Annotated in this window: 22 protein-coding genes; 14 read left to right on the top strand and 8 right to left on the bottom strand. The window is 70.6% G+C overall.

All coding sequences use genetic code 11. From position 1 onward, the window contains the following. Positions 1-55 precede the first annotated feature (55 nt). Together E6U81_RS13695 and E6U81_RS13690 are read right to left on the bottom strand one after the other, a co-directional pair. Positions 56-628 carry a hypothetical protein gene (locus E6U81_RS13695; RefSeq protein WP_168714624.1) on the bottom strand — a complete coding sequence of 191 codons (573 nt, stop codon included), beginning with the start codon at positions 626-628 and terminating at the stop codon, positions 56-58. Positions 629-737: 109 nt separating this feature from the next. Beyond that, complete coding sequence (locus E6U81_RS13690; protein WP_136230351.1) at positions 738-1,496, bottom strand: bifunctional DNA primase/polymerase; 759 nt, start codon at positions 1,494-1,496, stop codon at positions 738-740. Between the two features lie 397 nt (positions 1,497-1,893). On the opposite strand from E6U81_RS13690, the gene E6U81_RS13685 reads away from it, so the two are divergent. Together E6U81_RS13685 and E6U81_RS13680 are read left to right on the top strand one after the other, a co-directional pair. Beyond that, complete coding sequence (locus E6U81_RS13685) at positions 1,894-3,447, top strand: PP2C family protein-serine/threonine phosphatase (RefSeq protein ID WP_136230350.1); 1,554 nt, start codon at positions 1,894-1,896, stop codon at positions 3,445-3,447. A 118-nt stretch (positions 3,448-3,565) separates the two neighbouring features. Next, entirely contained in the window at positions 3,566-5,032 is a 1,467-nt protein-coding gene (locus tag E6U81_RS13680; RefSeq protein ID WP_136230349.1) for an aminopeptidase P family protein, read from the top strand. A gap of 91 nt (positions 5,033-5,123) precedes the next feature. On the opposite strand, the gene E6U81_RS13675 is transcribed toward E6U81_RS13680, so the two are convergent. Beyond that, entirely contained in the window at positions 5,124-5,567 is a 444-nt protein-coding gene (locus E6U81_RS13675) for an ATP-binding protein (RefSeq protein WP_136230348.1), read from the bottom strand. Between the two features lie 138 nt (positions 5,568-5,705). Here E6U81_RS13675 and E6U81_RS13670 point away from each other — a divergent pair, with 138 nt between their 5' ends. The 11 genes from E6U81_RS13670 to E6U81_RS13620 all read left to right on the top strand — a co-directional run bounded on the left by E6U81_RS13670 (position 5,706) and on the right by E6U81_RS13620 (position 17,334). Beyond that, on the top strand, positions 5,706-6,515 hold the full coding sequence (locus tag E6U81_RS13670; RefSeq protein ID WP_136230347.1) for a hypothetical protein: 810 nt from the start codon (positions 5,706-5,708) through the stop codon (positions 6,513-6,515). 110 nt (positions 6,516-6,625) lie between these two features. Further along, positions 6,626-7,360: a YcnI family protein gene (locus tag E6U81_RS13665; protein ID WP_136230346.1), complete on the top strand. Its 735-nt coding sequence runs from the start codon at positions 6,626-6,628 to the stop codon at positions 7,358-7,360. A gap of 72 nt (positions 7,361-7,432) precedes the next feature. Beyond that, positions 7,433-8,086, top strand: a complete 654-nt coding sequence (locus E6U81_RS13660; protein ID WP_136230345.1) for an SCO family protein — start codon at positions 7,433-7,435, stop codon at positions 8,084-8,086. Further along, positions 8,083-8,562 carry a copper chaperone PCu(A)C gene (locus tag E6U81_RS13655; protein WP_136230344.1) on the top strand — a complete coding sequence of 160 codons (480 nt, stop codon included), beginning with the start codon at positions 8,083-8,085 and terminating at the stop codon, positions 8,560-8,562. The genes E6U81_RS13660 and E6U81_RS13655 overlap by 4 nt, the downstream gene beginning before the upstream one ends. Positions 8,563-8,584: 22 nt before the next feature. Then, positions 8,585-10,585, top strand: coding sequence for a copper resistance protein CopC (locus E6U81_RS13650; protein ID WP_136230343.1), 2,001 nt, complete (start codon positions 8,585-8,587; stop codon positions 10,583-10,585). A 5-nt stretch (positions 10,586-10,590) separates the two neighbouring features. Then, entirely contained in the window at positions 10,591-11,868 is a 1,278-nt protein-coding gene (efeB, locus tag E6U81_RS13645) for an iron uptake transporter deferrochelatase/peroxidase subunit (protein WP_240803791.1), read from the top strand. Positions 11,869-11,910: 42 nt separating this feature from the next. Beyond that, complete coding sequence (pheA, locus tag E6U81_RS13640; RefSeq protein ID WP_031156165.1) at positions 11,911-12,846, top strand: prephenate dehydratase; 936 nt, start codon at positions 11,911-11,913, stop codon at positions 12,844-12,846. Positions 12,847-13,370: 524 nt separating this feature from the next. Next, positions 13,371-14,648, top strand: a complete 1,278-nt coding sequence (serS, locus tag E6U81_RS13635; protein WP_136230341.1) for a serine--tRNA ligase — start codon at positions 13,371-13,373, stop codon at positions 14,646-14,648. Next, entirely contained in the window at positions 14,645-15,457 is an 813-nt protein-coding gene (locus tag E6U81_RS13630) for an HAD family hydrolase (protein WP_136230340.1), read from the top strand. The genes serS and E6U81_RS13630 overlap by 4 nt, the downstream gene beginning before the upstream one ends. A 232-nt stretch (positions 15,458-15,689) precedes the next feature. Then, positions 15,690-16,679: a histidine kinase gene (locus E6U81_RS13625; RefSeq protein WP_136230339.1), complete on the top strand. Its 990-nt coding sequence runs from the start codon at positions 15,690-15,692 to the stop codon at positions 16,677-16,679. 10 nt (positions 16,680-16,689) lie between these two features. Beyond that, entirely contained in the window at positions 16,690-17,334 is a 645-nt protein-coding gene (locus tag E6U81_RS13620) for a response regulator transcription factor (protein ID WP_136230338.1), read from the top strand. On the opposite strand, the gene E6U81_RS13615 is transcribed toward E6U81_RS13620, so the two are convergent. The 5 genes from E6U81_RS13615 to E6U81_RS13595 form a co-directional block, all read right to left on the bottom strand. Then, complete coding sequence (locus E6U81_RS13615) at positions 17,335-18,009, bottom strand: rhomboid-like protein (RefSeq protein ID WP_136230337.1); 675 nt, start codon at positions 18,007-18,009, stop codon at positions 17,335-17,337. A gap of 83 nt (positions 18,010-18,092) precedes the next feature. Then, complete coding sequence (locus E6U81_RS13610; protein ID WP_136230336.1) at positions 18,093-18,812, bottom strand: ABC transporter permease subunit; 720 nt, start codon at positions 18,810-18,812, stop codon at positions 18,093-18,095. A gap of 15 nt (positions 18,813-18,827) precedes the next feature. Beyond that, positions 18,828-19,739 carry an ABC transporter ATP-binding protein gene (locus tag E6U81_RS13605; RefSeq protein WP_136230335.1) on the bottom strand — a complete coding sequence of 304 codons (912 nt, stop codon included), beginning with the start codon at positions 19,737-19,739 and terminating at the stop codon, positions 18,828-18,830. Continuing rightward, on the bottom strand, positions 19,736-20,623 hold the full coding sequence (locus E6U81_RS13600) for an ABC transporter permease subunit (RefSeq protein ID WP_136230334.1): 888 nt from the start codon (positions 20,621-20,623) through the stop codon (positions 19,736-19,738). The genes E6U81_RS13605 and E6U81_RS13600 overlap by 4 nt, the downstream gene beginning before the upstream one ends. Further along, positions 20,613-21,602: an ABC transporter ATP-binding protein gene (locus tag E6U81_RS13595; RefSeq protein ID WP_136230333.1), complete on the bottom strand. Its 990-nt coding sequence runs from the start codon at positions 21,600-21,602 to the stop codon at positions 20,613-20,615. The genes E6U81_RS13600 and E6U81_RS13595 overlap by 11 nt, the downstream gene beginning before the upstream one ends. A gap of 217 nt (positions 21,603-21,819) precedes the next feature. Between E6U81_RS13595 and E6U81_RS13590 the strand changes: the two genes are divergently transcribed. Then, complete coding sequence (locus tag E6U81_RS13590; protein ID WP_136230332.1) at positions 21,820-22,692, top strand: M24 family metallopeptidase; 873 nt, start codon at positions 21,820-21,822, stop codon at positions 22,690-22,692. The last annotated feature ends 2 nt before the right edge of the window (positions 22,693-22,694 follow it).

Below are 22,694 nucleotides of genomic sequence, written 5' to 3'. Positions count from 1 at the left end.
GTCGCTGGTGCATCCCCCGTCGCCAGCGACCGGGCCCTTCCATTTACGACGGTACTCAACCGTCACCCGGTGCCGGTGAGTTGCTCCCGGACCTCAAGAGCAGCTGCCCTTCATCATCCGGAACTGCAAACTCCGCTACGGCTGAGTAACTCTCGGGCTCCCCGGCGGAGTCCTCCTGCGGCGTCTCGCACAGACCGGGTTCGTCACCGGCACCGACCGAACAGCGGATCTGCACCGTGCGCCCGGCCGGACCCATCACCGTCAGCACGGCATCCAACGCGTGACCACTCGTGTTTCTGTAGTAACTCCTGCCCCACGTGCGGCCTTCGGCCACCAGCACGCACGTCTGCGCCTCCACTCCGTGGGGCGAGGACAGTTCGGGACCGCAGCGGGAATCCGTACGCGGCTGCTCCGCCGGGCCGGACGGCTGGGTCGCGGCCGGCTCCGCCGGACGTCCGGTCCGCGAGGGAGAGGTACGCGCGGGGTCCGAAAGGCCGAGGGTCTTGAACAGGCCGCCGCCCTTTCCGTCGTCCTGACCGGCAAAATCAGGCCCGGCGATCGCACCGGCGAGCGGGAGCGACAAGATGATCAGCACACCGGCGCCGATACCGATCAGGCGGAGATTCATTCGCCGAAGATAGCGACGCGGGAAAGGGGCGCGGAGATCCCCGCGCCCAATTCCCTTGGAAACTCGTCCCGCTGGCACCCGTACGAGTGATCCTGCGGGACCTCACAGGTCAGTACGCGAGCCGGCTGCCGCCGCCGGGCGCACTGCTGCTCGCCTCGACCAGCGCGTCCACGACCGCCTCGACGTCGGGCAGCCAGAGCTTCGCCCCCGCGGCCTGCGACGCCTGCGCGCCGGGGGACTTCGGATCGGCCGGACCCTGCTGCAGCGCACGCGGTTCGCGCTCCCAGCGCACCCGGCCGCCGCTGGAGGCGGCGGACGGCGGCAGGAGCAGGTAGCCGCCCTCGCCGTGGAACCGCAGCGAGGAGGGCACGTGGTCCTTCGCGTACAGGAGTTCTCCGAGCCGCTCCAGCGAGTACGGCGCCACGAGCAGCGCCCACCGGGTGGGTGTGGCGACGACAGGGCCGAGCTTCAGCCCCTGCGCGTCCAGTCGCACGAGGGCCCGCGCGGCGGCGCCCGCCGGGAGACTCACCGCGCACGGAGCGGTTCCGCCCGTCGCCATCAGGACCGGTGCGGTGGGCCGGTTGGTCCACCACCAGGACACCATCCGGGGGTCGGTGGAAGCGGCGAGCAGACCCGGGTCGAAGGGGTGGGCGCCGGGGACGACGCAGTCGGGGTCGGGGCAGGCGCAGCGCGTGCCGTCCGTACCGGACAGGCCGACGCCGGGCAGGACGGGCCACTGCCAGGTGGTGGCGCAGGTGAGCGCCGCTTCGAGGAGAGCGGAAGTGCCGCCGCTCCCACCCCGGTCGGGGCGCAGGGATTGAAAGCGATCGCGGAGCCGCTGGAGACGCCTTCCGAGGATCTCGCGCATGAGCGCTCGTTCCTTTCCGTTGAACGCCGAGGGCCACATCACACCATGTAACCGGTGACTCACCACACGTACAGGTTTCGCGTCACTGTCCGCCAGGGGCGGGTTCACGCGGTTCGTGCAGTTTTCTTACGGGTCCATCAAACGTCCGGCGGGGATGGAGCGCGACCCGCGCCGACTGCCTAGACCGGCTGCCGCCGCTTAGGACGACAGACCGCGACCGAGCGGTTCCCGGTACGCCAACTGACCTCGGCCACTACCGAGTACGTACCCGACCCCCCTGCGGAGCTCGTCCAGTCGACCTCAAAAACCGACTGCTTCCAGCTTTTTCCGGCCAAGTTCTAGCCTTGGCCCGACGGTGAGTTGCCGCCTCCTGGACACCAGGATTCCCACCTGGGCAATGCTGGACATGCATCCATGTGTGCGTGTAGATGTGGATTCCTTGATGGCGGCGCAGCACGGTCTGGGGGTTTGCGATGCTATTCGGCGAATCGCACCAGGTGGAAAGGCGGACGCCATGAGCGCCCCGCATCTGCCGAAAGTGGCTGGAATCGATCCAGCTGTCACCGCGTCGCCGCACACTGCGGCGCCCGCACCCGCCCGACCCACACCCGCACCGGCCCCGCCGACCGCACCGGGCAGCGTCATCCAGGACCGGTTGGCGGGCATGGTCTCGGACCTCACCACGCTGCACGAGCTCACCGAGCGCCTGGCCCGCACCGGCGACCTCGACACCTCCCTCCACGAATTCCTGCGGGCCGGAGCCGCACTCGTCGGCGCCCGCCGCGGCCTGATCGTCCTGGAGCCCGCCGACGGGCTCGGCCCCACCGCCACCATCGGCCTCGGACTCGGCCACGCCGACCTGGGCCACATCGAGACCGTCCCGCGCAGCGCGACCTGCTACGGACGGATCCTCGACGGGCTGCCCGACGCCCAGGGCGGCTCCGAAGTCCTCCCCGAACCGGACGCACCCCCCGGCACCGGCGGATTCGCCGCCCCCGTGGACCCCCGCCACCGCGAGGTCGCCGCCCGGCTCGGCTACGCCGCCAGCTACGCGCTCCCGCTGACCGCCGAGGCCACCGGCCGGCTCGGTGCCGCCGTGTGGCTCTACGACGAGCAGGCCGAGCCGAGCGACCGCCAGCGCGACCTGGCCGGGCTGTACGTGCGCCACGCCGCCGAGCACCTGGCCCGGATGCTGGAGGTGGAACGATCCCGCACCCGCCTGGCCACCGTCGCGGAGGAACTGCTGCCCAGCCGGCTCCCCCGGATCCCCGGGGTGCAGCTCGCGGCCCGCCACCACACGGGACCGCGCGGCGGGGGCGACTGGTACGACGCGCTGCCGCTGCCCGAGGGCGCCCTGGGACTGGCCGTGGGCTCCGTCACCGGATCCGGCCCGAGCGCCGTCGCCGCCATGGGGAGGCTGCGCGCGTCCCTGCGCGCCTACGCCGTCATGGAGGGCGAGGACCCCGTGGCCGTCCTGTCGGACCTGGAACTGCTGCTGCGGCTGACCGAGCCCGCCCGCTGCGCCACCGCGCTCTTCGCCTACTGCGAGCCCGCCGGAGGGCCGCAGGCCGACGGCCGGCGCAGCAAGATCATCATGGCGGGGGCCGGGCACGCCCCGCCGCTCCTCATCGGCGAACACCGCACCGAGTACGTGGAGACCTCGCTCTCCGCGCCCCTGGGCATGCTGTCCTGCTGGGAGGCGCCGAGCATGGAGATCGAACCGGCACCCGGAGAAACGGTGCTTCTCTACACCGACGGGCTGCTGCACCACACCGGCGACCCGATGGACCGGGCGTACGCGCGACTGCACGCGGCGGCCGCAGGGGCGCCTCGCGCCGCCCGGGAGGACCCGGCGGCCCTGTGCGACCACATCCTGCGGACCGTGCTGCCCGACGGGCGGCCGACCGACGCCCCCGAGGACATCGTGCTGCTCGCAGCCCGCTTCGAGTGATCCGCCGTGGGCCCCGGACCGTGACAACCCGCACGATCCGGACCACGCCTTCCCCGTACACGCATACGATGGATGAGGTCCACACCCAGGTCCGTACCGTCGTAGCTGAGGAGAAGACGTGGCTGACGAGCTCACCCCGGAGACCCCGGAAGAAGAGCAGCCCAAGAAGACGCACAAGCAGCGCAAGAACGGTCTGTACCCGGGCGTCAGCGACGAACTCGCCGAGAACATGCGCACCGGCTGGGCCGACACCGAGCTGCAGGGCCTGGAGCCGATCGCGCAGGCCGCGCACACCGCCGCCCGGCGTGCCGCGCTGTCCGAGCGCTTCCCCGGTGAGCGCCTGGTCGTCCCCGCGGGCCGTCTGAAGACCCGCTCGAACGACACCGAGTACCCCTTCCGCGCCTCGACCGAGTACGCGTACCTCACGGGCGACCAGACCGAGAACGGCGTCCTGGTCCTGGAGCCGGCAGGTGCGACCGGGCACACCGCGACCATTTACCTGCTGCCGCGCTCCGACCGGGAGAACGGCGAGTTCTGGCTGTCCGGCCAGGGCGAGCTGTGGGTCGGCCGCCGCCACTCCCTCACCGAGGCCGAGCAGCTCCTGGGCATCCCCGCCCAGGACGTGCGCGAGCTCGCCGCCGCCCTCACCGAGGCCGAGGGCCCGGTCCGCGCCGTGCGCGGCCACGACACGGTGATCGAGTCCGCCCTCACCGACAAGGTGACCAAGGAGCGCGACGAAGAGCTGCGCGTCTACCTCTCCGAGGCCCGCGCCGTGAAGGACGATTTCGAGATCGGCGAGCTGCAGAAGGCCGTCGACTCCACCGTCCGCGGTTTCGAGGACGTCGTGAAGGTCCTCGACAAGGCCGAGGCCACGTCCGAGCGCTACATCGAGGGCACCTTCTTCCTGCGCGCCCGCGTCGAGGGCAACGATGTCGGCTACGGCTCGATCTGCGCCGCCGGCCCGCACGCCTGCACCCTGCACTGGGTGCGCAACGACGGCGACGTCCGCTCCGGTGACCTGCTGCTGCTCGACGCCGGTGTGGAGACCCACTCCCTCTACACCGCCGACGTCACGCGCACGCTGCCGATCAACGGCACGTACACCGACATCCAGCGCAAGATCTACGACGCGGTCTACGAGTCCCAGGAAGCCGGCATCGCCGCGGTGAAGCCGGGCGCGAAGTTCCGCGACTTCCACGACGCCTCCCAGCACGTGCTGGCCGAGAAGCTCGTCGAATGGGGCCTGCTGGAGGGCCCGGTCGAGCGTGTCCTGGAGCTCGGCCTGCAGCGCCGCTGGACCCTGCACGGAACCGGCCACATGCTCGGCATGGACGTCCACGACTGCGCCGCCGCGCGCACCGAGGCGTACGTGGACGGGACGCTGGAGCCGGGCATGTGCCTGACCGTCGAGCCGGGTCTCTACTTCCAGGCCGACGACCTGACCGTGCCCGAGGAGTACCGCGGCATCGGCGTCCGGATCGAGGACGACATCCTGGTGACGGAGGACGGCAACCGGAACCTGTCGGCCGGGCTGCCCCGCACCTCGACCGACGTCGAGGCCTGGATGGCGCGCCTGAAGGGCTGACGCCGGCCGGACCGAGGCCGACAGGACCGACGTCCGCGCCCAGGCGTGTCGGTGGGCGGGATCCCGGAAGGGGGTCCCGCCCACCGGCGTACTACGACACCTTCAGCAGCGCGTCCTCGCGCCACTTCAGCATCTTGTCGAAGCTCACCACCGCGCCCCGCCCCGGACGGTTGCGGAAACGGACGTGGTCGGAGAGCTCGGCGATCAGGTGCAGGCCCCGGCCGTGCTCGGCCAGGGCGGGTCTGCGGCGAGCCACCGTGGCGGGCGGGAATCCCGGCCCGGAGTCGGTCACCTCGATGCGGCAGCAGTCCCCGTCCAGATAGGCCGTGACGTGGTACGCCTCGGTCTCGTCCGGGATGTCGCCGCCCCCGCCGTGCTCCACCGCGTTCGCACAGGCTTCGCTCAGTGCCACCGAGAGATCGAAGGAGATGTCCGGGTCCACCCCCGCGGTCTCCATAGTCCCCAGCAGCAGTCGCCTGGCGAGCGACACGCTCGCGGCTTCGCGCCTCAAGTGGAGAGACCACCAGATGCTCATACGGTTACCTATTGCCGCCCGCGAGGGGCCGTAAGCGCCCTTGGGCCGTCCGGGACCTCATTGCACACGTCCGGCGGATGCGGATGTTCCGGACCTGCCGTATGGAGGGCATCAGCGCAGTGCGATGATGTCCCGGCCATGTCTGACCCCCACGCGACGCACGCCGGAGCCGGCCTCCGGCTGATCCGGGCCGCGGTGTTCACCGCGGTCTGTGTCGTGCTGTCCGCGGCCGGGCACGCCCTGGCGTCCTGCGCCACCGTGCCCTGGTGGTCCCTGTGCATCGGCTTCCTCGCCGTCTTCGCGATCGCCGCCCCGCTCGCGGGACGCCGTCGGACGCTGCCCGGCCTCGCCGCCGGGCTCACCGCCGGGCAGCTCTCGCTGCACGCGCTGTTCGGTCTCGGCCAGCACAGCACCGCGGCAGTTCAGGCACCCGGCGGGGCCTCCGACGGCTCGCTCGCAGAACTCGCCGCGCGGCTGGTGTGCGGGGGCAACTCCGTACCCCTGAGCCCGGCCGATGCCCGCCGGATCCTGGAGGCCGCCGGCCTGGACCCGGCCGCCCTGGCCGAGCAGGCCGCGGAACAGGGCCATGGCGCGCACGTGGCCCAGGCCGTCACCACCGCTCCCGAGACCGGCCTGTTCAGCCCGGCCATGCTGCTCGGGCACCTGCTGGCCGCGCTCGTCGCCGGCTGGCTGCTCGGCCGCGGCGACGCTGCGCTCTTCCGGCTCGTCGAACTGTCCCGGCTCACTGCCGAAGCGGCCCCGATGCGCCCGCTGCGCGCGGCACTTGCCTTCGTACGCGCCCTCGGCGCCGGACTCGGCACGTCCACCCGCAGCCCGCGGACCGGCCGCCGGACCGGAGCCGGTCCCGCGGCCTCCACGGGCCGGGAAGCACTCCAGCACACGGTGATCCGCCGCGGGCCACCCGCGGCGTTCGCCCTCGCAGCCTGACGCGGCGCCCGCCTCCCCTGGACACACAGCGGGAGCACCGGTGCCGCGTACTCCGCGCGCGCCCGTGCGCGGAGTTACCGCCAGCACTGCTTCCGTGGAGTGTTTCTGCCATGAAGACCTCTCGTGTCTCCTTCGCCGCCGCCCTCGCCGCCGGCTCCGTCCTCGTCCTGTCCGGCACCGCATTCGCGCACGTCGGCGTGCAGCCGATCGGCGAAGCCGCCAAGGGCGGGTACGCGACGCTCAACTTCAAGGTCCCGAACGAGCGCGACAACGCCTCGACCACGCAGCTCGAAGTCAACTTCCCTGTCGACCAGCCCCTCACGTCCGTCATGCCGCAGGACATCCCCGGCTGGACCGTGAACGTCGAGAAGACGAAGCTCGACAAGCCCCTGACCGTGCACGGCAAGCAGGTCAACGAGGTCGTCACCAAGGTGACCTGGTCCGGCGGCAAAATCGGCCCGGGCATGTTCCAGCAGTTCCCGGTCTCCGTCGGCAAGCTCCCCGAGAACGCCGACCAGATGGTCTTCAAGGCGATCCAGACCTACGACAACAACGAGGTCGTGCGCTGGATCGAGGAGGCCAAGGAAGGTGCCGCGGAACCGCAGACCCCTGCACCCGTGCTGAAGCTGACCGCCGCGAAGGGCGACGACCACCACGCCGGCGCGAAGAGCGACGAGGCGAAGAACACCGGGAAGGACGCCGGCAAGGACGCGGACCACGGCCACGACGAGGCCTCCGCCGACCACGGCTCCGACACCACCGCGCGCGTCCTCGGCATCGCCGGCATCATCGTCGGACTCGCCGGCGTCGCCTTCGGCATCGCCTCGCGCCGCCGCTCCGCCTGACGGGCCGCGCCCCGGGCGCCGTCGCCCCGTACCTCTCCATCCCTACATCCCCGATCCCAGGGACATCCCTCCATGCGCACCACACGTGTGACGGTCGCCGCGCTCCTCGCCGCGGCCGTACTCACCCTCACCGCCTGTGGCACTGAGCCCGCCGAGAACAGCGGGGTCACCCAGATCTCCGGCGGTCAGGACGCCAAGAAGGCGGCCACCGTACTGGACCGCCCGTTCAACAAGCCGGAGCTCGTCCTGACGGACACCGCCGGCAAGCCGTGGAACCTCCGTGAGCAGACCAAGGGCAAGCCGACGCTCATCTACTTCGGCTACACCAACTGCCCCGACGTGTGCCCGCTGACGATGAGCAACATCGCCGTCGCCAAGAAGAACCTCCCGAAGGAGGACCAGGACAACCTCCGCGTCGTCTTCGTCACCACCGACCCCGAACGGGACACCCCCGAATCCCTCGGTGCGTGGCTCAAGGCGCAGGACCCGTCCTTCATCGGACTCACCGGGGACTTCGCGACCATCCAGGCCGCCGCACGAACCCTCGGCATCGGTATCGATCCCGCCAAGAAGGAGGCCGACGGCAGCGTCGTCTCCATGCACGGCGCGCAGGTCATCGCGTTCTCGCCCAAGACCGACGAGGGCTACGTCCTCTACGGCGAGGGCACGACCGTCGACGACTACGCCAAGGATCTGCCGAAGCTCATCAAGGGGGAGAACCCGTGAACACCCGCACCATCCGTACCCTCGCCGCCGCTCTCTCCCTGACGGCAGCGCTCGCCATATCCGGGTGTTCCGGCGAGGCCGAACCCCAGCTGGTCGTCAAGGGCGCCTTCATGCCCCAGCCCGTGAACGACAAGATGGCCGGTGCCTTCATGGTCATCGGCAATCCCACCGAAAACCCCGACAAGCTCATCGGCGCCACCTCCCCGCTCTCCGACGATCTCCAGATCCACGAGACCAAGGACCAGAAGATGCAGCAGGTCCCGTCGATGGACGTGCCGGCGGACGGCGAGCTCAAGCTGGAGCGCGGCGGCAACCACATCATGTTCATGGGGCTCAAGAGCACACCCAAGGTCGGCGACAAGGTCGCCGTCGAGCTCCGCTTCGAGAAGGCCGGCTCCGTCAAGGTCGAGCTGGACGTGAAGGATCGCACGTACAACGCGCAGGCTCCGACATCCACGGCCGGCCACGGCCACTGACGGACCGAGGACTGACACGCCCATGACGGCCACCGCCCCCGCCCCCTCCGCGGCCCGCGCCCGTGCCACGGCATTCCTGCCACGGCTCGCGCTGGTCCTCGCAGCTCTGCTGGCGACCCTGTTCACCGCGGCCGCACCGGCCACGGCGCACGCCGCACTCACCGCGAGCGACCCCACGGACGGGGCGGTGGTCGCCACGGCACCCGCCCAGGTCACGCTCTCCTTCTCGGAGCAGGTCGCCATGGGCGACGACTCGATCCGCGTCCTCGACCCCCAGGGCCGGCGCGTGGACACCGGTGAACTGCGCGACATGTGCAGCGGCAACACCATCCGCTACGGCACCGCCCTGCACGCCGGCCTGCCCAACGGCACCTACACCGTCGCCTGGCAGGCCGTCTCGGCGGACAGCCACCCGATCTCCGGCGCGTTCACGTTCTCCATCGGCGCGCCCTCGGCCACCGAGGTCTCCCTCCCCGCCACGACGGCGGGCGGCGGTCCCGTCGGGATCGCCTACGGCATCGCCCGCTACGCCGCCTACGCCGGGTTCGCCGTCCTGGTGGGCGGCGCGGCGTTCATCCTGCTGTGCTGGCGCCGGGGCGCCGCCGAGCGGCCGCTCCAGAAGCTCGTCGTGCGGGCCTGGGTCACCCTGACCGCCGCCACCCTGGCGATGCTGGTGCTGCGGACTCCGTACACGGGGTCCGGCCGGTTCGCCGACGCCTTCGACCTGGACGGTCTCAGGGCGGTCCTGGAGACCAAGACGGGCGCGTCGCTGGTCTCGCGGCTGCTGCTGCTGGGGGCGGCCGCCCTCTTCGTCGCGGTCCTCTTCGGGGTGTACGCACGCCGCCTGGAGGACTCCGGGACCGAGGAGAAGGACGGGGAGAAGTCAGGGGAAGCCGGGGTAAGGGCCGGGGAGAAGGCCGGGGACACCAACGACCTCACCTTCGGCCTGGCCATCGGAGGCGCCGTGGTCTCCGGCGGCATCGCGGCCACCTGGGCCCTCTCCGAGCACGCGTCCACCGGTATCCAGCCCGGCCTCGCCATGCCCGCCGACATCCTGCACATGATGGCCGCGGCCACCTGGCTCGGCGGCCTCTCCGCCCTGCTCGTCGCCCTGCACAAGGTGCCCGGGATCGAGCGCTCGGCGGTCCGGCGGTTCTCCCGGGTCGCCTTCGTCAGCGTGGTGGTCCTGGCTGTCACGGGCGTCTACCAGACCTGGCGACAGACCGGTAGCTGGTCCGCCCTCACCGGCACCGAGTACGGGCGGCTGCTGCTCCTCAAGGTCGCCCTGGTCGCCGTTCTGCTCGCCGTCGCCTACACGTCGCGGAAGTGGACCGCCCGGCTCGCCGAGGCCCCCACGGCACTCGAAGAGGCCGACGCGAAGGTGGGCGCGCAGGTGGCCGCGGACGACGATGTTTCACGTGAAACAGAGTCCGTGAACATCACCGCCGACCCGGAACGGGCCGCCCAGCTCGCCCGGCAGCGGGCCGCTCTGGAGAGCGCACGCGAGAAGCGGGTGCGTGACGCGGACCCGGACCGTGCGGGCCTGCGCCGCTCCGTCCTCGCCGAGGCGGGGATCGCCGTGGTCCTGCTCGTCGTGACCACGGTCCTCACGAGCACCGAGCCCGGGCGCACCGTGGAGCAGGAGGCGGCCCGCGGCTCCGCCGCCACCGCGGTTCCCGACCGCGCCGTGAAGATCACTCTGCCGTTCGACACCGGCGGCCCGAACGGCAAGGGGTCCGTCCGGCTGGAGCTCGACCCGGGCCGGGTCGGCGCCAACACCCTGCACCTCTGGGCGGACACCGGCGACGGGCAGCCCTTCGACCTCCCCGAGATCAAGGTCGCCTTCACCCTCGCGGCCAAGGACATCGGCCCCCTGCCGGTCGTCCCCGACCAGGCCGCCCCCGGGCACTGGACCGCATCCGGCGTCCAACTGCCGCTCGCCGGCGAATGGCGCATCGATGTGACCGTCCGTACGTCCGACATCGACCAGACCACCGTCCAGAAGACCGTGAAGATCGGCTGACCAGCGTGACCGAGAGCAACCCCGACATCGAGATCTCCCGGCGCCGGCTGCTGGGCACCGTCGGCGCCGCAGGCGCCGCAGGCCTGGCCCTCGGCGGCGCGAGCGGCGCCCTCGCGCACTCCGCGCTCGCCGGCTCCGGGAGCGGCTCCGCCACCGGCGCGGCAGGGAGCCTTTCCTCCCTCGGAGCCACCCAGGTCGCGTTCCACGGGGACCACCAGGCCGGCATCACCACACCCCTGCAGGCCAAGGGACACGTCGTCGCCTTCGACCTGGCCCCCGGGGCGGGCCGGACCGAGGCCGCAGCGCTGCTGCGACGCTGGTCCGACACCGCACGGCGGCTCATGGCGGGCGAGACCGCCCCGGCCGCCGACAGCGGTATCGCCCTCGATGCCGGGCCGTGCTCCCTCACGGTCACCTTCGGCTTCGGGCACTCCTTCTTCGAGCGCACCGGCCTCGGCGCCCGTCGCCCCGCGGCCCTCGACCCGCTGCCCGACTTCTCCTCCGACCGGCTCGACGCCCAGCGCAGCAACGGCGACCTGTGGGTCCAGATCGGCGCGAACGACGGACTCGTCGCCTTCCACGCCCTGCGCGCACTCCAGAAGGACGCCGGGGACGCCGCGCGCATCCGCTGGCAGATGAACGGCTTCAACCGGTCCCCCGGCGCGACCGGCACCCCGATGACCGCCCGCAACCTCATGGGACAGGTTGACGGCACCGGCAACCCGAAGCCTTCCGAGCCCGACTTCGACCGGCGGATCTTCGTTCCCGCCACGGGACCCGGGCCCGCGGAGCACGCCTGGATGGGCGGGGGCTCGTACGCGGTCGTGCGGCGCATCCGCATGCTCCTCGACGACTGGGACAAGCAGTCCTTGGCGCAGCAGGAGCAGGTGATCGGCCGGACCAAGGCCACCGGCGCCCCGCTGACAGGGGGCGGCGAGACCACCGAGATGGAACTCGACAAGATCGGCCCCGACGGCAAGCCCGTCATCCCGTCCAACGCCCACGCCCGGATCTCGGCCCCCGAGCAGAACGGCGGGGCCGCCATGCTGCGGCGCCCCTTCTCCTTCCACGACGGGATCGGATCCGACGGCGCTCCCGACGCAGGGCTCCTGTTCATCTGCTGGCAGGCCGACCCGCTGCGCGGATTCGTCCCCGTACAGCGCAAGCTCGACCGCGGGGACGCGCTGTCGGCGTTCATCCGGCACGAGTCCAGTGGCTTGTACGCGGTACCGCGCGGGCCTCGCAGCGGCGAGTACGTGGGTCAGCGGCTGCTCGAAGGATGAACAGCGCCGCGGTGGCCGGCACCCCGGCATTAGGCTGATCACATGTCAGCCACCCGCTTCACGTATCTCGGTCCCGAGGGCACGTTCACCGAGGCCGCCCTGCGCACCCTGCCGGAAGCCGCGACCCGGGAGCTCGTCCCGATGGTGTCGGTCCCGGCCGCCCTGGACGCCGTACGCAACGGCGAGGCGGCCGCCGCCCTCGTGCCGATCGAGAACTCGGTGGAGGGCGGGGTCACGGCCACCCTCGACGAGCTGGCCTCGGGCGAACCGCTGATGATCTACCGCGAGGTGCTGCTGCCCATCGCGTTCGCCCTGCTCGTACGGCCGGGCACCGCCCTGTCGGACGTCAAGACCGTCACCGGGCACCCGGTCGCCCAGCCCCAGGTCCGGAACTGGCTGCGGGCGAACCTGCCCGACGCGGTGTGGGAGTCGGCGGCCTCGAACGCCGACGGCGCCCGGCTGGTCCAGGAGGGGCGCTTCGACGCCGCCTTCGCGGGCGAGTTCGCCGCCGCCACCTACGGCCTCGTTCCGCTGGTCACCGAGATCCACGATGCGGAGAACGCCGAGACCCGGTTCGTACTGGTGGGACGCCCCGCGCGGCCGGCCGCACCGACCGGCGCCGACAAGACGTCCGTCGTGCTGTGGCTCGGCGACGACCACCCCGGTGCGCTGCTGGAGCTCCTCCAGGAGTTCGCGGTCCGCGGGGTGAACCTGATGCTGATCCAGTCCCGTCCGACGGGACAGGGCATCGGCAACTACTGCTTCGCCGTCGACGCCGAGGGCCACATCTCGGACCGGCGGGTCAGCGAGGCGCTCATGGGCCTCAAGCGGACCTGCCCCCAGGTCCGCTTCCTCGGCTCCTACCCGCGTGCCGGTGTCGCGCAGAGTGACGTGCGCTCCCCGCGGCACGGAACCACCGATGGCGACTTCACGGCTGCCTCCGACTGGCTGGCGCGCTGCCTCGACGGCCGGGCGTAGCGTCGTCCACTGTCCACAGAGTTATCCACAGGCCGAGAGAGAGACCTGGGGACAAGTCGACAGAGCGGCACGACAAGGTCGACAAATCGGTCGGTGGGCTCAGGTTTCGCGCTGGGAAGCGGGAGGTGAACGGTGTCACCTCCGTATCGCCGATCAACTCTTTGGAGCGAGTCATTCCCACCCGAATGAGTGTGTGAGGGTGGTTTGAACCCTGATTCACCTCGGCCATCCACCGATCAGGAATGATCTATTCCTGTGTCCACAGATGCAGCACACAGCCTGTGGATAAGCTGCGGACGGTCACAATTCCTGTGGACAAGAACCACCTCCGGCCCTGCTCAGGGACAACCAGGGATCCGGCATTGTGCCCCTTTTCGGGGAATGGGCCCGCTTTTATTGACAGCCCGAGTAGGGCCACTTCCGGTCAGCGATCAAGACTTATCCATTCGTTGCAATTAGGACATAGCGACACGCAGCGTGATATCGGTGTGATCCCAGGAACCCCAGCCCGGTAGCCTGGAGGGGTGATTGACCTCCGGCTGCTCCGTGAAGACCCTGACCGTGTCCGCGCCTCGCAGCGCGCTCGTGGAGAGGACGTCGAACTCGTCGACGCCCTGCTCTCCGCGGACGAGCGCCGCAGGTCCTCTGGCGTGCGCTTCGACGAACTGCGCAATGAGCAGAAGTCGCTCGGCAAGCTCATCCCGAAGGCCTCCCCGGAGGAGCGGGCGGAGCTGCTGAAGAAGGCCGAGCAGCTCAAGCAGGACGTCAAGGCCGCCGAGGCCGAGCAGAACGAGGCCGACGAAGCCGCCAAGCGCCTTCTCCTCCAGCTCGGCAACATCGTGCACGAGGATGTTCCGGTCGGCGGCGAAGAGGACTTCACCGTCCTGGAAACGCACGGCACCATCCGCGACTTCGCCGCCGAGGGCTTCGAGCCCAAGGACCACCTGGAACTCGGCGAGCTGCTGGGTGCCATCGATGTCGAGCGCGGCGCCAAGGTCTCGGGCTCGCGCTTCTACTACCTGACCGGTGTGGGCGCGCTGCTGGAGCTGGCGCTGGTCAACGCCGCGATCGCGCAGGCCACCGAGGCCGGCTTCATCCCGATGCTGACCCCCGCTCTGGTCCGCCCGCGCGCCATGGAGGGCACCGGATTCCTCGGCCAGGCCGCGGAGAACGTCTACCACCTGGAGAAGGACGACTACTACCTGGTCGGCACTTCCGAGGTCCCGCTCGCCGCGTACCACATGGACGAGATCATCGAGGGCGACAAGCTGCCGCTCCGGTACGCCGGCTTCTCCCCGTGCTTCCGCCGTGAGGCCGGTACGTACGGCAAGGACACCCGCGGCATCTTCCGCGTCCACCAGTTCGACAAGGTCGAGATGTTCTCGTACGTCGCCCCCGAGGACGCCGAGGCCGAGCACCAGCGGCTCCTGGAGTGGGAGAAGCAGTGGCTGACCAGCCTGGAGCTGCCGTTCCAGGTGATCGACGTCGCCACCGGTGACCTGGGCGCCTCCGCCTCGCGCAAGTTCGACTGCGAGGCGTGGATCCCGACCCAGGGCAAGTACCGCGAGCTGACCTCCGCCTCGAACTGCGACAGCTTCCAGGCCCGCCGCCTGTCGATCCGCTACCGCGACGGCAAGAAGGCCCAGCCGCTCTCCACGCTGAACGGCACCCTGTGCGCGGTTCCGCGCACGATCGTGGCGATCCTGGAGAACCACCAGCTGGCCGACGGTTCCGTGCGGGTGCCCGAGGCGCTCCGTCCGTACCTGGGCGGCCGCGAGGTCCTGGAGCCGATCAACAAGTGAGCCCGGCCCCGTTCCCGTACAAGCTCGTCGCAACCGATCTCGACGGCACACTGCTGCGCGGCAACGACACCGTCTCGGAACGCACCCGTGAGGCGCTCGCCGCGGCCACCGCGGCGGGCGCGGCGCACATCATCGTCACCGGCCGCGCCGTGCCCTGGACCCGTCACGTACTCGACGACCTCGGCTACAAGGGGATCGCCGTCTGCGGACAGGGCGCGCAGGTCTACGACGCGGGTGCGCACCGGCTGCTGACCTCGGTGACGCTGGACCGGCAGCTGGCCGGCCTCGCGCTCTCGAAGCTGGAGGCGGAGGTCGGTCCGCTGGCCCTGGCCGCCAGCCGTGACGGGGTGGACGGCGAGGTCCTCTTCGGACCCGGCTACCAGGTGCAGGAGGGCCTCCCGGCCCTCTACCTGGAGGACACCGCGGCGGTGTGGACGGCTCCTCTCAACAAGCTCTACATCCAGCACCCGGAGCTGGACGACGACCAGCTCGTCAAGGCGGCCCGGGAGACCGTGGGCAGCCTGGTCGACGTCGTCATGGCCGGTCCGGGGATAGTGGAGATCCTGCCGCTGGGCCTGACGAAGGCCACCGGCCTGTCCCTGGCCGCTCGCCGGCTCGGGGTGAAGGCGGCGGAGACGATCGCCTTCGGCGACATGCCCAACGACATCCCGATGTTCGGCTGGGCCGCCCACGGGGTGGCCATGGCCAACGCCCATCCGGAACTCAAGGCGGTTGCCGACGAGGTGACGACCTCCAACGAGGAGGACGGGATCGCGGTGGTGCTGGAGCGCCTGCTGGGCGCCGCGTAACGCGCGGAACGTACGAGAGGTCCGGGGCAGCCCGCGCCAGAAGGCGCGCTCGAAGTGGCTGCCCCGGACCTTTTTGTTGCTCCCCGCACGACTCACTCTGCCCCGCCCCGAAGCCCCTTACCAGCGAATTTCAGCGCATCAGCCGATCGGCAGAGTCGGCGGGACCGCCGGGCGTGTGGATCTGCCGGACGGCAGATGGTCGGGCGTCGGCCTGCGCTCGTAGGGTCGGCGCATGACCGTCAACCTCCGTGCCCTATGGGCCCCGTTACTGGCTTCGGCCGCGCTTGCGAGCATCGTCGGCACCGTCCTGGGGGTGCCCGCGACGTGGCTGATGCTCTGGGCGGGCCTGCTGCTCCTGCTGCTCGCCCTGGTGGCCCGCTGGTCGCCGGTGCGTCCGGGGGCCGTCGCGGGTGGTCTGGGCGTGGTCGCGGTCTCGGTGTGGCCCGTACCGCTGGTGTGGGAGACCGGTTCGTGGCTGGAGCGCAGCGGTGTGGCGGGCTTCTGGGCGGTACCGGCGCTCGGGGCCGCGCTGGCCGGCGGCTACCTGCGCCGTCAGGCGTCCCGGATGGAGCAGGCCGTGCGGGACGCGCGGCGCGATCAGCAGCTGGAACTGGCCCGCGATCTGCACGACTTCGTGGCGCACGACGTGAGTGCCATCGTCGTGCAGGCCCAGGCAGCGAGGTTCGTGGCCGAACAGGATCCCGGGCAGGCGGTCCGGGCGCTGGAGCGGATCGAGACGGCTGGGTTGAGCGCGCTGGCGTCGATGGACCGCACCGTGCACGCCCTGCAGGAGGCCGCGGGCGGGCCGACTGCCCCGGTTCCGGGCCTGTCCCAACTGCCGCAGCTGGTGGACCGGTTCGAGGGCGGAGCCCTGGAAGCCGACCCCGTGGCCGTGCAGGAGCTGTCGCGGGAGGCAGACACCACCGCCTACCGGGTGGCCGTCGAAGCACTGACGAACGTACGCCGGCACGCGCCCGGGGCAGCCGTGGTCCGGGTCGCCGTACGCCGGGCCGGGGCAGGCACCGAGCTCAGCGTGACCAACTCCGCCGCCCCCCGCGGCGGGGGCGGGCTACTGGCCCGCCGCAGGCGGGGCGGTACCGGGCTGGCCGGTCTGCGCGCACGGGTGGAGGCGGCGGGTGGAACCCTGCGCGCCGGGGCGGCCGAGGACGGGGGATGGCGGGTTTGCGCCGTCTTCCCGGCGGAGGAGAACGCCCTCAGGTGATCATGGCGGCGTGACCACACGCATCCTGATAGCCGACGACCAAGAGGACATCCGCAGCGGCTTCCGGCTGATCCTCGATTCGCAGCCGGACATGACCGTCGTGGGGGAGGCTGCGGACGGGGAGCAGGCCGTGGCGCTGGCCCGGCGGCTGCGGCCCGACGTGGTGCTCGCTGACATCCGGATGCCACGGCTCGACGGGCTGGAGGTGACCCGGCTGCTGGCACCCGAGACACGGGTGGTGGTCGTGACCACCTTCGACCTCGACGAGTACGTGCACACCGCACTGCGCAACGGCGCCTGCGGCTTTCTGCTGAAGCGGTCCGGGCCGGCGCTGCTCATCGAGGGCGTACGGGCCGCAATGGCGGGGGACACCCTGATCAGTCCGCAGATCACGGTGCGGCTGCTGAGCCGGCTGACGCAGGCGGGTCCGGCCGTCCGGCCCGCGGCGCACCCGCTGACGGAGCGGGAGCTGGAGATCGTGCGGCTGGTGGCGAGGGGGCTCACCAACGCCGAGATCGGCGCTGAGCTGTTCATCACCGCGGGCACGGCCAAGACCCATATCGCGAACGTGCAGGCCAAGATCGGAGCCCGCAACCGGGTGGGGATCGCTGCATGGGCGTGGGAGCACGGCGTCGCGAAAGCGGAGGCCGACTAATCACGTTTCACGTGAAACACGGCGCTCCTTCGCGTGAGGCGATGTTTCACGTGAAACAACGTGGCGCGTCAGCGGCCAGGACAGCAGTCCGACCGTGAGCGCGATGGCGTGGCCGAGGTCGGTGAAGGTGCCGCCGGTGGCGAGGGGGATGCCGAAGAAGGCGACCACTCCGGCCAGGTAGAACCATCTCCAGGGGTTGGGGAGCCGGTAGGTGAGGACACCGATGGAGGCCGCCAGCCCGTAGCTGACGCCGATGTCGACGACATGGGTCATGCTGCGCGGGGCCCGGTGGTCCTGGATGGCCGTCAGAAGGACCTTCTGGCTGATCAGGGTGGCGACGACATGGGCTGTGGCCACGATCACGAGCCAGCGAAGGGTTCCGAGCCAGCGTTCGACGGGCGCGTGGAACACCTCGAAGAGCACGGCGTAGAGGGCGAGAGAGGCCGGGTTCGCTATCCAGAACGCGCTGCTGATGAGGGCTCGGACGGGGTGCTGGACGAGCTGGTGGATGTTGCTGCTGTTGCGGTGGAGCAGGACGCGGTCCAGCTGGTCCGGCGCTATCGCGACGATGGCGCTGGTCACGGCGATGATCAGCAGCCAGACGTGGGTTCCGGGTGAGGAACGTATCCAGGACCGCAGGGGCCGGGACGGCTCCGGGTCGGTGCGCTCGCTCATGCACCGATGATGACCCGCAAAGCTGTGCCCCGCCTGGCCGGTGGGCCGGGCGGGGCACTGGTGCGCGCGTACTGCAGCCGGGCCTACTCCTCGCCGGCCAGCGTGAGGCGGCGCAGCTTCTGGCCCGCGTAAACGGTGGCTCCGACGGTGACCACGACGAGCAGGACCGACGCGGTGGGCAGGGCCACGGTGGCGTCGACGTACCCCTCCCCGGCGACCTTCTCGGCCAGGGACAGGGCCCACTGCTGGACGCTGAGGGTCTTGGCGCCCGAGACCAGGCTGCCGAAGAGCGACTCCCAGATCAGGGCGTAGACCAGGCCGAAGACGACCGCGTGCCGGCTGACCGTGCCGAGCAGCAGGAACAGTGCGCTGTAGGCGATCGAGGCCACGAGTGCGGCGATCGTGTAGGCGACGGCGATCTGCTGGCCGTTGCCGTTGAGGATGAAGCCGGCGATCAGGGTGGGGATCGCGGAGAAGGCCATGGTGACGGAGATCGCCACGATCAGCTTGGTCATGATGATCTTCGGGCGCTTCACCGGCTTGGCCAGCAGATAGACGATGGAGCCGTCGTCGATCTCGGGGCCGATGGCGCCGGTGCCGGCGATCACGCCGATCAGCGGGACCATCGTGGCGAGGGCGAAGCCCCCGAGGAGGTCAGCAGCGACCTTGTCGTCCACACCGACGAAGGCGCGGACCACGAAGGCGATGACGATCAGCAGGGCGGGAAGGGCGAAGAGGATCAGCGCGCGGCGCCGGCCGAGCAGGGCCCGGTAGGTGAGCCGGGCAACGGTGGGGTCATACATGGGTGCCAGCTCCTTTCAGGCCGTGACGAGGTAGGAGAAGACCGACTCGAGGGACTCGTCGGAGGGCGAGACGGTCAGCAGCCGGATGCCGTGCTGTCGGGCCACCACGGGCAGCAGCTCGGTGAACCGGCCGAAGTCGACGGCCTGGATGCGCAGCGCGCCCTCCTTCAGGTCGACCTCGATGCCGGCCGTGGAGGGGTCGGCGATCAGGGCCGCGGCGAGGACCCGGTCGTCGGAGGAGCGGACCAGGTAGCGGTGCGGGCGGTCCGTCATCAGGCGGCGGATCTTGCGGAAGTCACCGGAGGCTGCGTGCCGTCCGGCCACGACCACCTCGATGTGCGAGGCGAGCTGCTCGACCTCCTCCAGGATGTGGGAGGAGAACAGGACGGTGCGTCCTTCGTCGCCCATGCGCCGCAGCAGGTCCATCAGCTGCATGCGCTGGCGGGGGTCCATGCCGTTGAACGGCTCGTCCAGGAGCAGCACGGACGGATCGTGGACGAGGGCGGACGCCATCTTCACGCGCTGGCGCATGCCCTTGGAGTAGGTGGAGATCTTGCGGTCCTGCGCGTACTCCATCTCGACGGTGGCGAGCGCGCGCTGCGCGGCCGCGTCGTCGAGGCCGTGGAGCTCGGCGTTGGCGACGACGAACTCCCGACCGGTGAGGAAGTCGTACATCGCCTCGCGCTCGGGCACGACGCCCACGTGCTTGTAGATCTGCTCGTTCTGCCAGATCGGGGCGCCGTCGAGGGTGACGGTGCCCGTGGAGGGGGCGAGGAAGCCGCCCATCATGTTGATGAGCGTGGACTTGCCCGCACCGTTGGGGCCCAGCAGTCCCGTGACGCCGGGGCCGATGCGCATGGTCACGTCGTTGACGGCGACGACGTTCCCGAACCAGCGGGAGGTGTGGTCGATGTCGATGGTGGTCACAGCCCGGCCTTCCGGTAGCGGGCCATCAGGGCGGCGTAGGAGCCGGCGATCAGGCCGAGGGCGACGAGCAGGTAGACGAAGCCGATGGCGGCCGAGGGGCCCTCACCGCCGGGGAAGGCGGAGGTGCCACCGAGGAACGCGGTCTGCACGCCGTCGATGAGGGTGATCGGGGAGAACAGGCCCATCCAGTCGATGGCTCCCGCGTTGCCGGTGCTGTAGGCGATGCCCTGCACCGCGGTGACCGCCCCGTAGGGGATCAGCAGCACCGCGATGATCGCCGCGACGCCGAACCCGCGACGCGGGGTGAGCGCAGCCATCACCAGGCCAATCCCGGAGAACAGGAGCGAGAGCAGCAGAACCGACACGAGTCCTTGCCCGAATCCCTTGGTCTGGTCGGCGAAGTCGAACTTCGCCAGGAGCGCACCGATCCACATGATCAGCAGCGGAGTCGCGGTGAGGATGAACATGGCCGAGGCCATGGCCGCGAACTTGGCCACGACGTAGTCGACGCGCTCGATGGGCCGCGAGAAGTAGAGCGGGACGGTCTTGAAGCGCAGGTCCCGGGAGACGGACTGCGGCGCCTGGGAGGCGAGGTAGAGGCCGATGACCACCTGGGTCGTCAGGGCGTACGTCGTGTACTTGATCGGCAGGTCCGTGGAACCGGGTACCGCGATGGCCACCGCGACGATGATCAGCGCCGGAACGCACATCACCGCGAAGAGCAGCATCGGCAGGACCTTGGACTTGGCGGACCGGCCGAGCCCGTAGGCGCCGCGCAGGGACTGCGAGAAGAGCGACTTGCGGGCGTAGGCACGGCCGAGCCGCGGTCCGTCGTAGGACCGGTAGCCGATGTTGTGGATCTGCGTCGACGTCTCAGGCGCCATCGGAACCGGCTCCCTTCTGCTGGGCGGAGTACGCGGGCTGGTCGTTGTCGCGGAAGACCTCCGCGATGTGGTGGCGGCGCTGTTCCATGCGGACCAGGCCGATGCCCAGCTCGGCGACGGTGTCGCGGATGGTGTCGTAGGTGTCCTCGCCGGTGGCCTCGACGAGGAGGATGTGGCCGGCTCCCGGCAGGCCCTGCTCCTCGCCCGCGTGCAGGGTGAGGCCGGCCTCGGTGAGCGCCTTGCGCAGGGCGGTAGTGCCGTCCGGGTGGGCGTCGGAGTCGGTGACCTCGACCGCGAGGGTCGCGGTGGTCTGGGTGAAGTCGCTGGTGGAGCTGGAGCGCAGCAGCTTGCCGCCGTCGACGACCACGACGTGGTCGCAGGTCCTCTCCAGCTCGCCGAGGAGGTGGGACGTGACCAGGACGGAGATCCCGAAGTCGGTGTAGACGCGGCGGATCAGGCCGAGCATCTCGTCGCGGCCGACGGGGTCCAGGCCGTTGGTCGGCTCGTCGAGCAGGACCAGCTGGGGGTCGTGGACGAGTGCCTGGGCGAGCTTGACGCGCTGCTTCATGCCGGTGGAGTAGCCGCCGATGGGGCGGTAGCGCTCCTCGTACAGCCCGACGTGGCGCAGAGTGTCGGCGGTGCGCTCGCGGGCCGCGGTCGGCGGCAGCCCGGACATGCGCGCCATGTGGACGACGAACTCGGTGGCCGAGACGTCGGGTGGCAGGCAGTCGTGTTCGGGCATGTACCCGACGCGTTCACGGATGGCGCTGCCATGCGTATTGACGTCGAGGCCGAGCACGGCGGCGCTGCCCTCGGTGGCGGGGGACAGTCCCAGCAGAATCTTGATCAGCGTGGACTTGCCGGCTCCGTTGGCGCCCACGAGCCCGGTCACGCCGGGTCCGATGTCCAGGGAGAGCCGGTCGAGGGCGGTCACTCGGGGGTACCGCTTGCTCAGGCTTTCAGTCGCGATGACAGTCACGGATCCGACGTTAGTGGCGCGGTCCCGGTGAGGCGTCAGACCTGGAGCTGGATCCCGTCTCCGCCTTCAGGCGTACATGCCCGTACTGGAGGCTGATGTGGACCGGACAACTTTGTCCACAGGTCCGCGCACGACCCTTGACGTGATCTCCGGTCATTGTCACATTCATCAGTGTCAACTTACGGGCGCGTACGGCTACACGGATGGACGGGCTGACATGGCTGGGGACACCAGGCAACGCACCGCGCGGCACTCCGGACGGCTCTCCGCCGACCTGAGCGGGTTCAGAGAGGTGCAGCGCCTCTCGTACGAGTGCGCAGAGGCGGTCGCGGCCCGGCTGAGGCCCGGAGTGACCGAGCGCGAGGCCGCACGCATGCAGCGCGAGTGGCTGCGCGACCGCGGGGTGCGGGACTGGTTCCACCTGCCGTTCGCCTGGTTCGGGGACCGCACCGCCTTCGCGGACTTCCGGATCCCGCTGCAGTTCTTCCCGACCAACCGGCGGCTGGAGCCGGGCATGCCGTTCATCCTCGACATGGCGCCGGTCTACAAGGGCTTCTCGGCGGACATCGGCTACTCGGGCAGCCTCGGCCTGAACCCGGTGCAGGACCGGCTCATGTCCGATCTGCAGGCGCACCGGATGCTGATCCTGGAGCAGGTGCGCGAGCGCCGCTCCCTGCGGGAGATCTACGAGGACGTCGAGCGGCTGATGAACCGGCAGGGGTACGCCAACCGGCACCGCGCGTACCCCTTCGGCGTGATCGCCCACAAGATCGACCGGGTGAAGGAGCGTCGCTGGTCGCCCACGGCGTTCGGATTCGGCACCCAGTCCCTCAAGGGGCTGGCCAGTGACGCCCTGCACGGGCACCGTGAGGGCTGGTCCCCGCTGTGGAGCCCGTACCACTTCTCCGACCACCCGCCGCAGCCCGGCCTGTGGGCGGTGGAACCGCACCTGGGCTTCCGGGGCACCGGAGCGAAGTTCGAGGAGATCCTCGTGGTCACCGACTCACGGGACCCCGAGGAGAGCGCGTTCTGGCTCGACGACGATCTGCCGCACGTGCGGCGCTGGGCCGAGGAGGAGAAGGCAGCATGAGC

The sequence above is a fragment of the Streptomyces sp. A0592 genome (assembly GCF_004795115.1).
In the GTDB taxonomy this organism is placed as follows: Bacteria; Actinomycetota; Actinomycetes; order Streptomycetales; family Streptomycetaceae; genus Streptomyces; species Streptomyces erythrochromogenes.
This window is presented reverse-complemented; position numbering and strand designations above follow the sequence as displayed.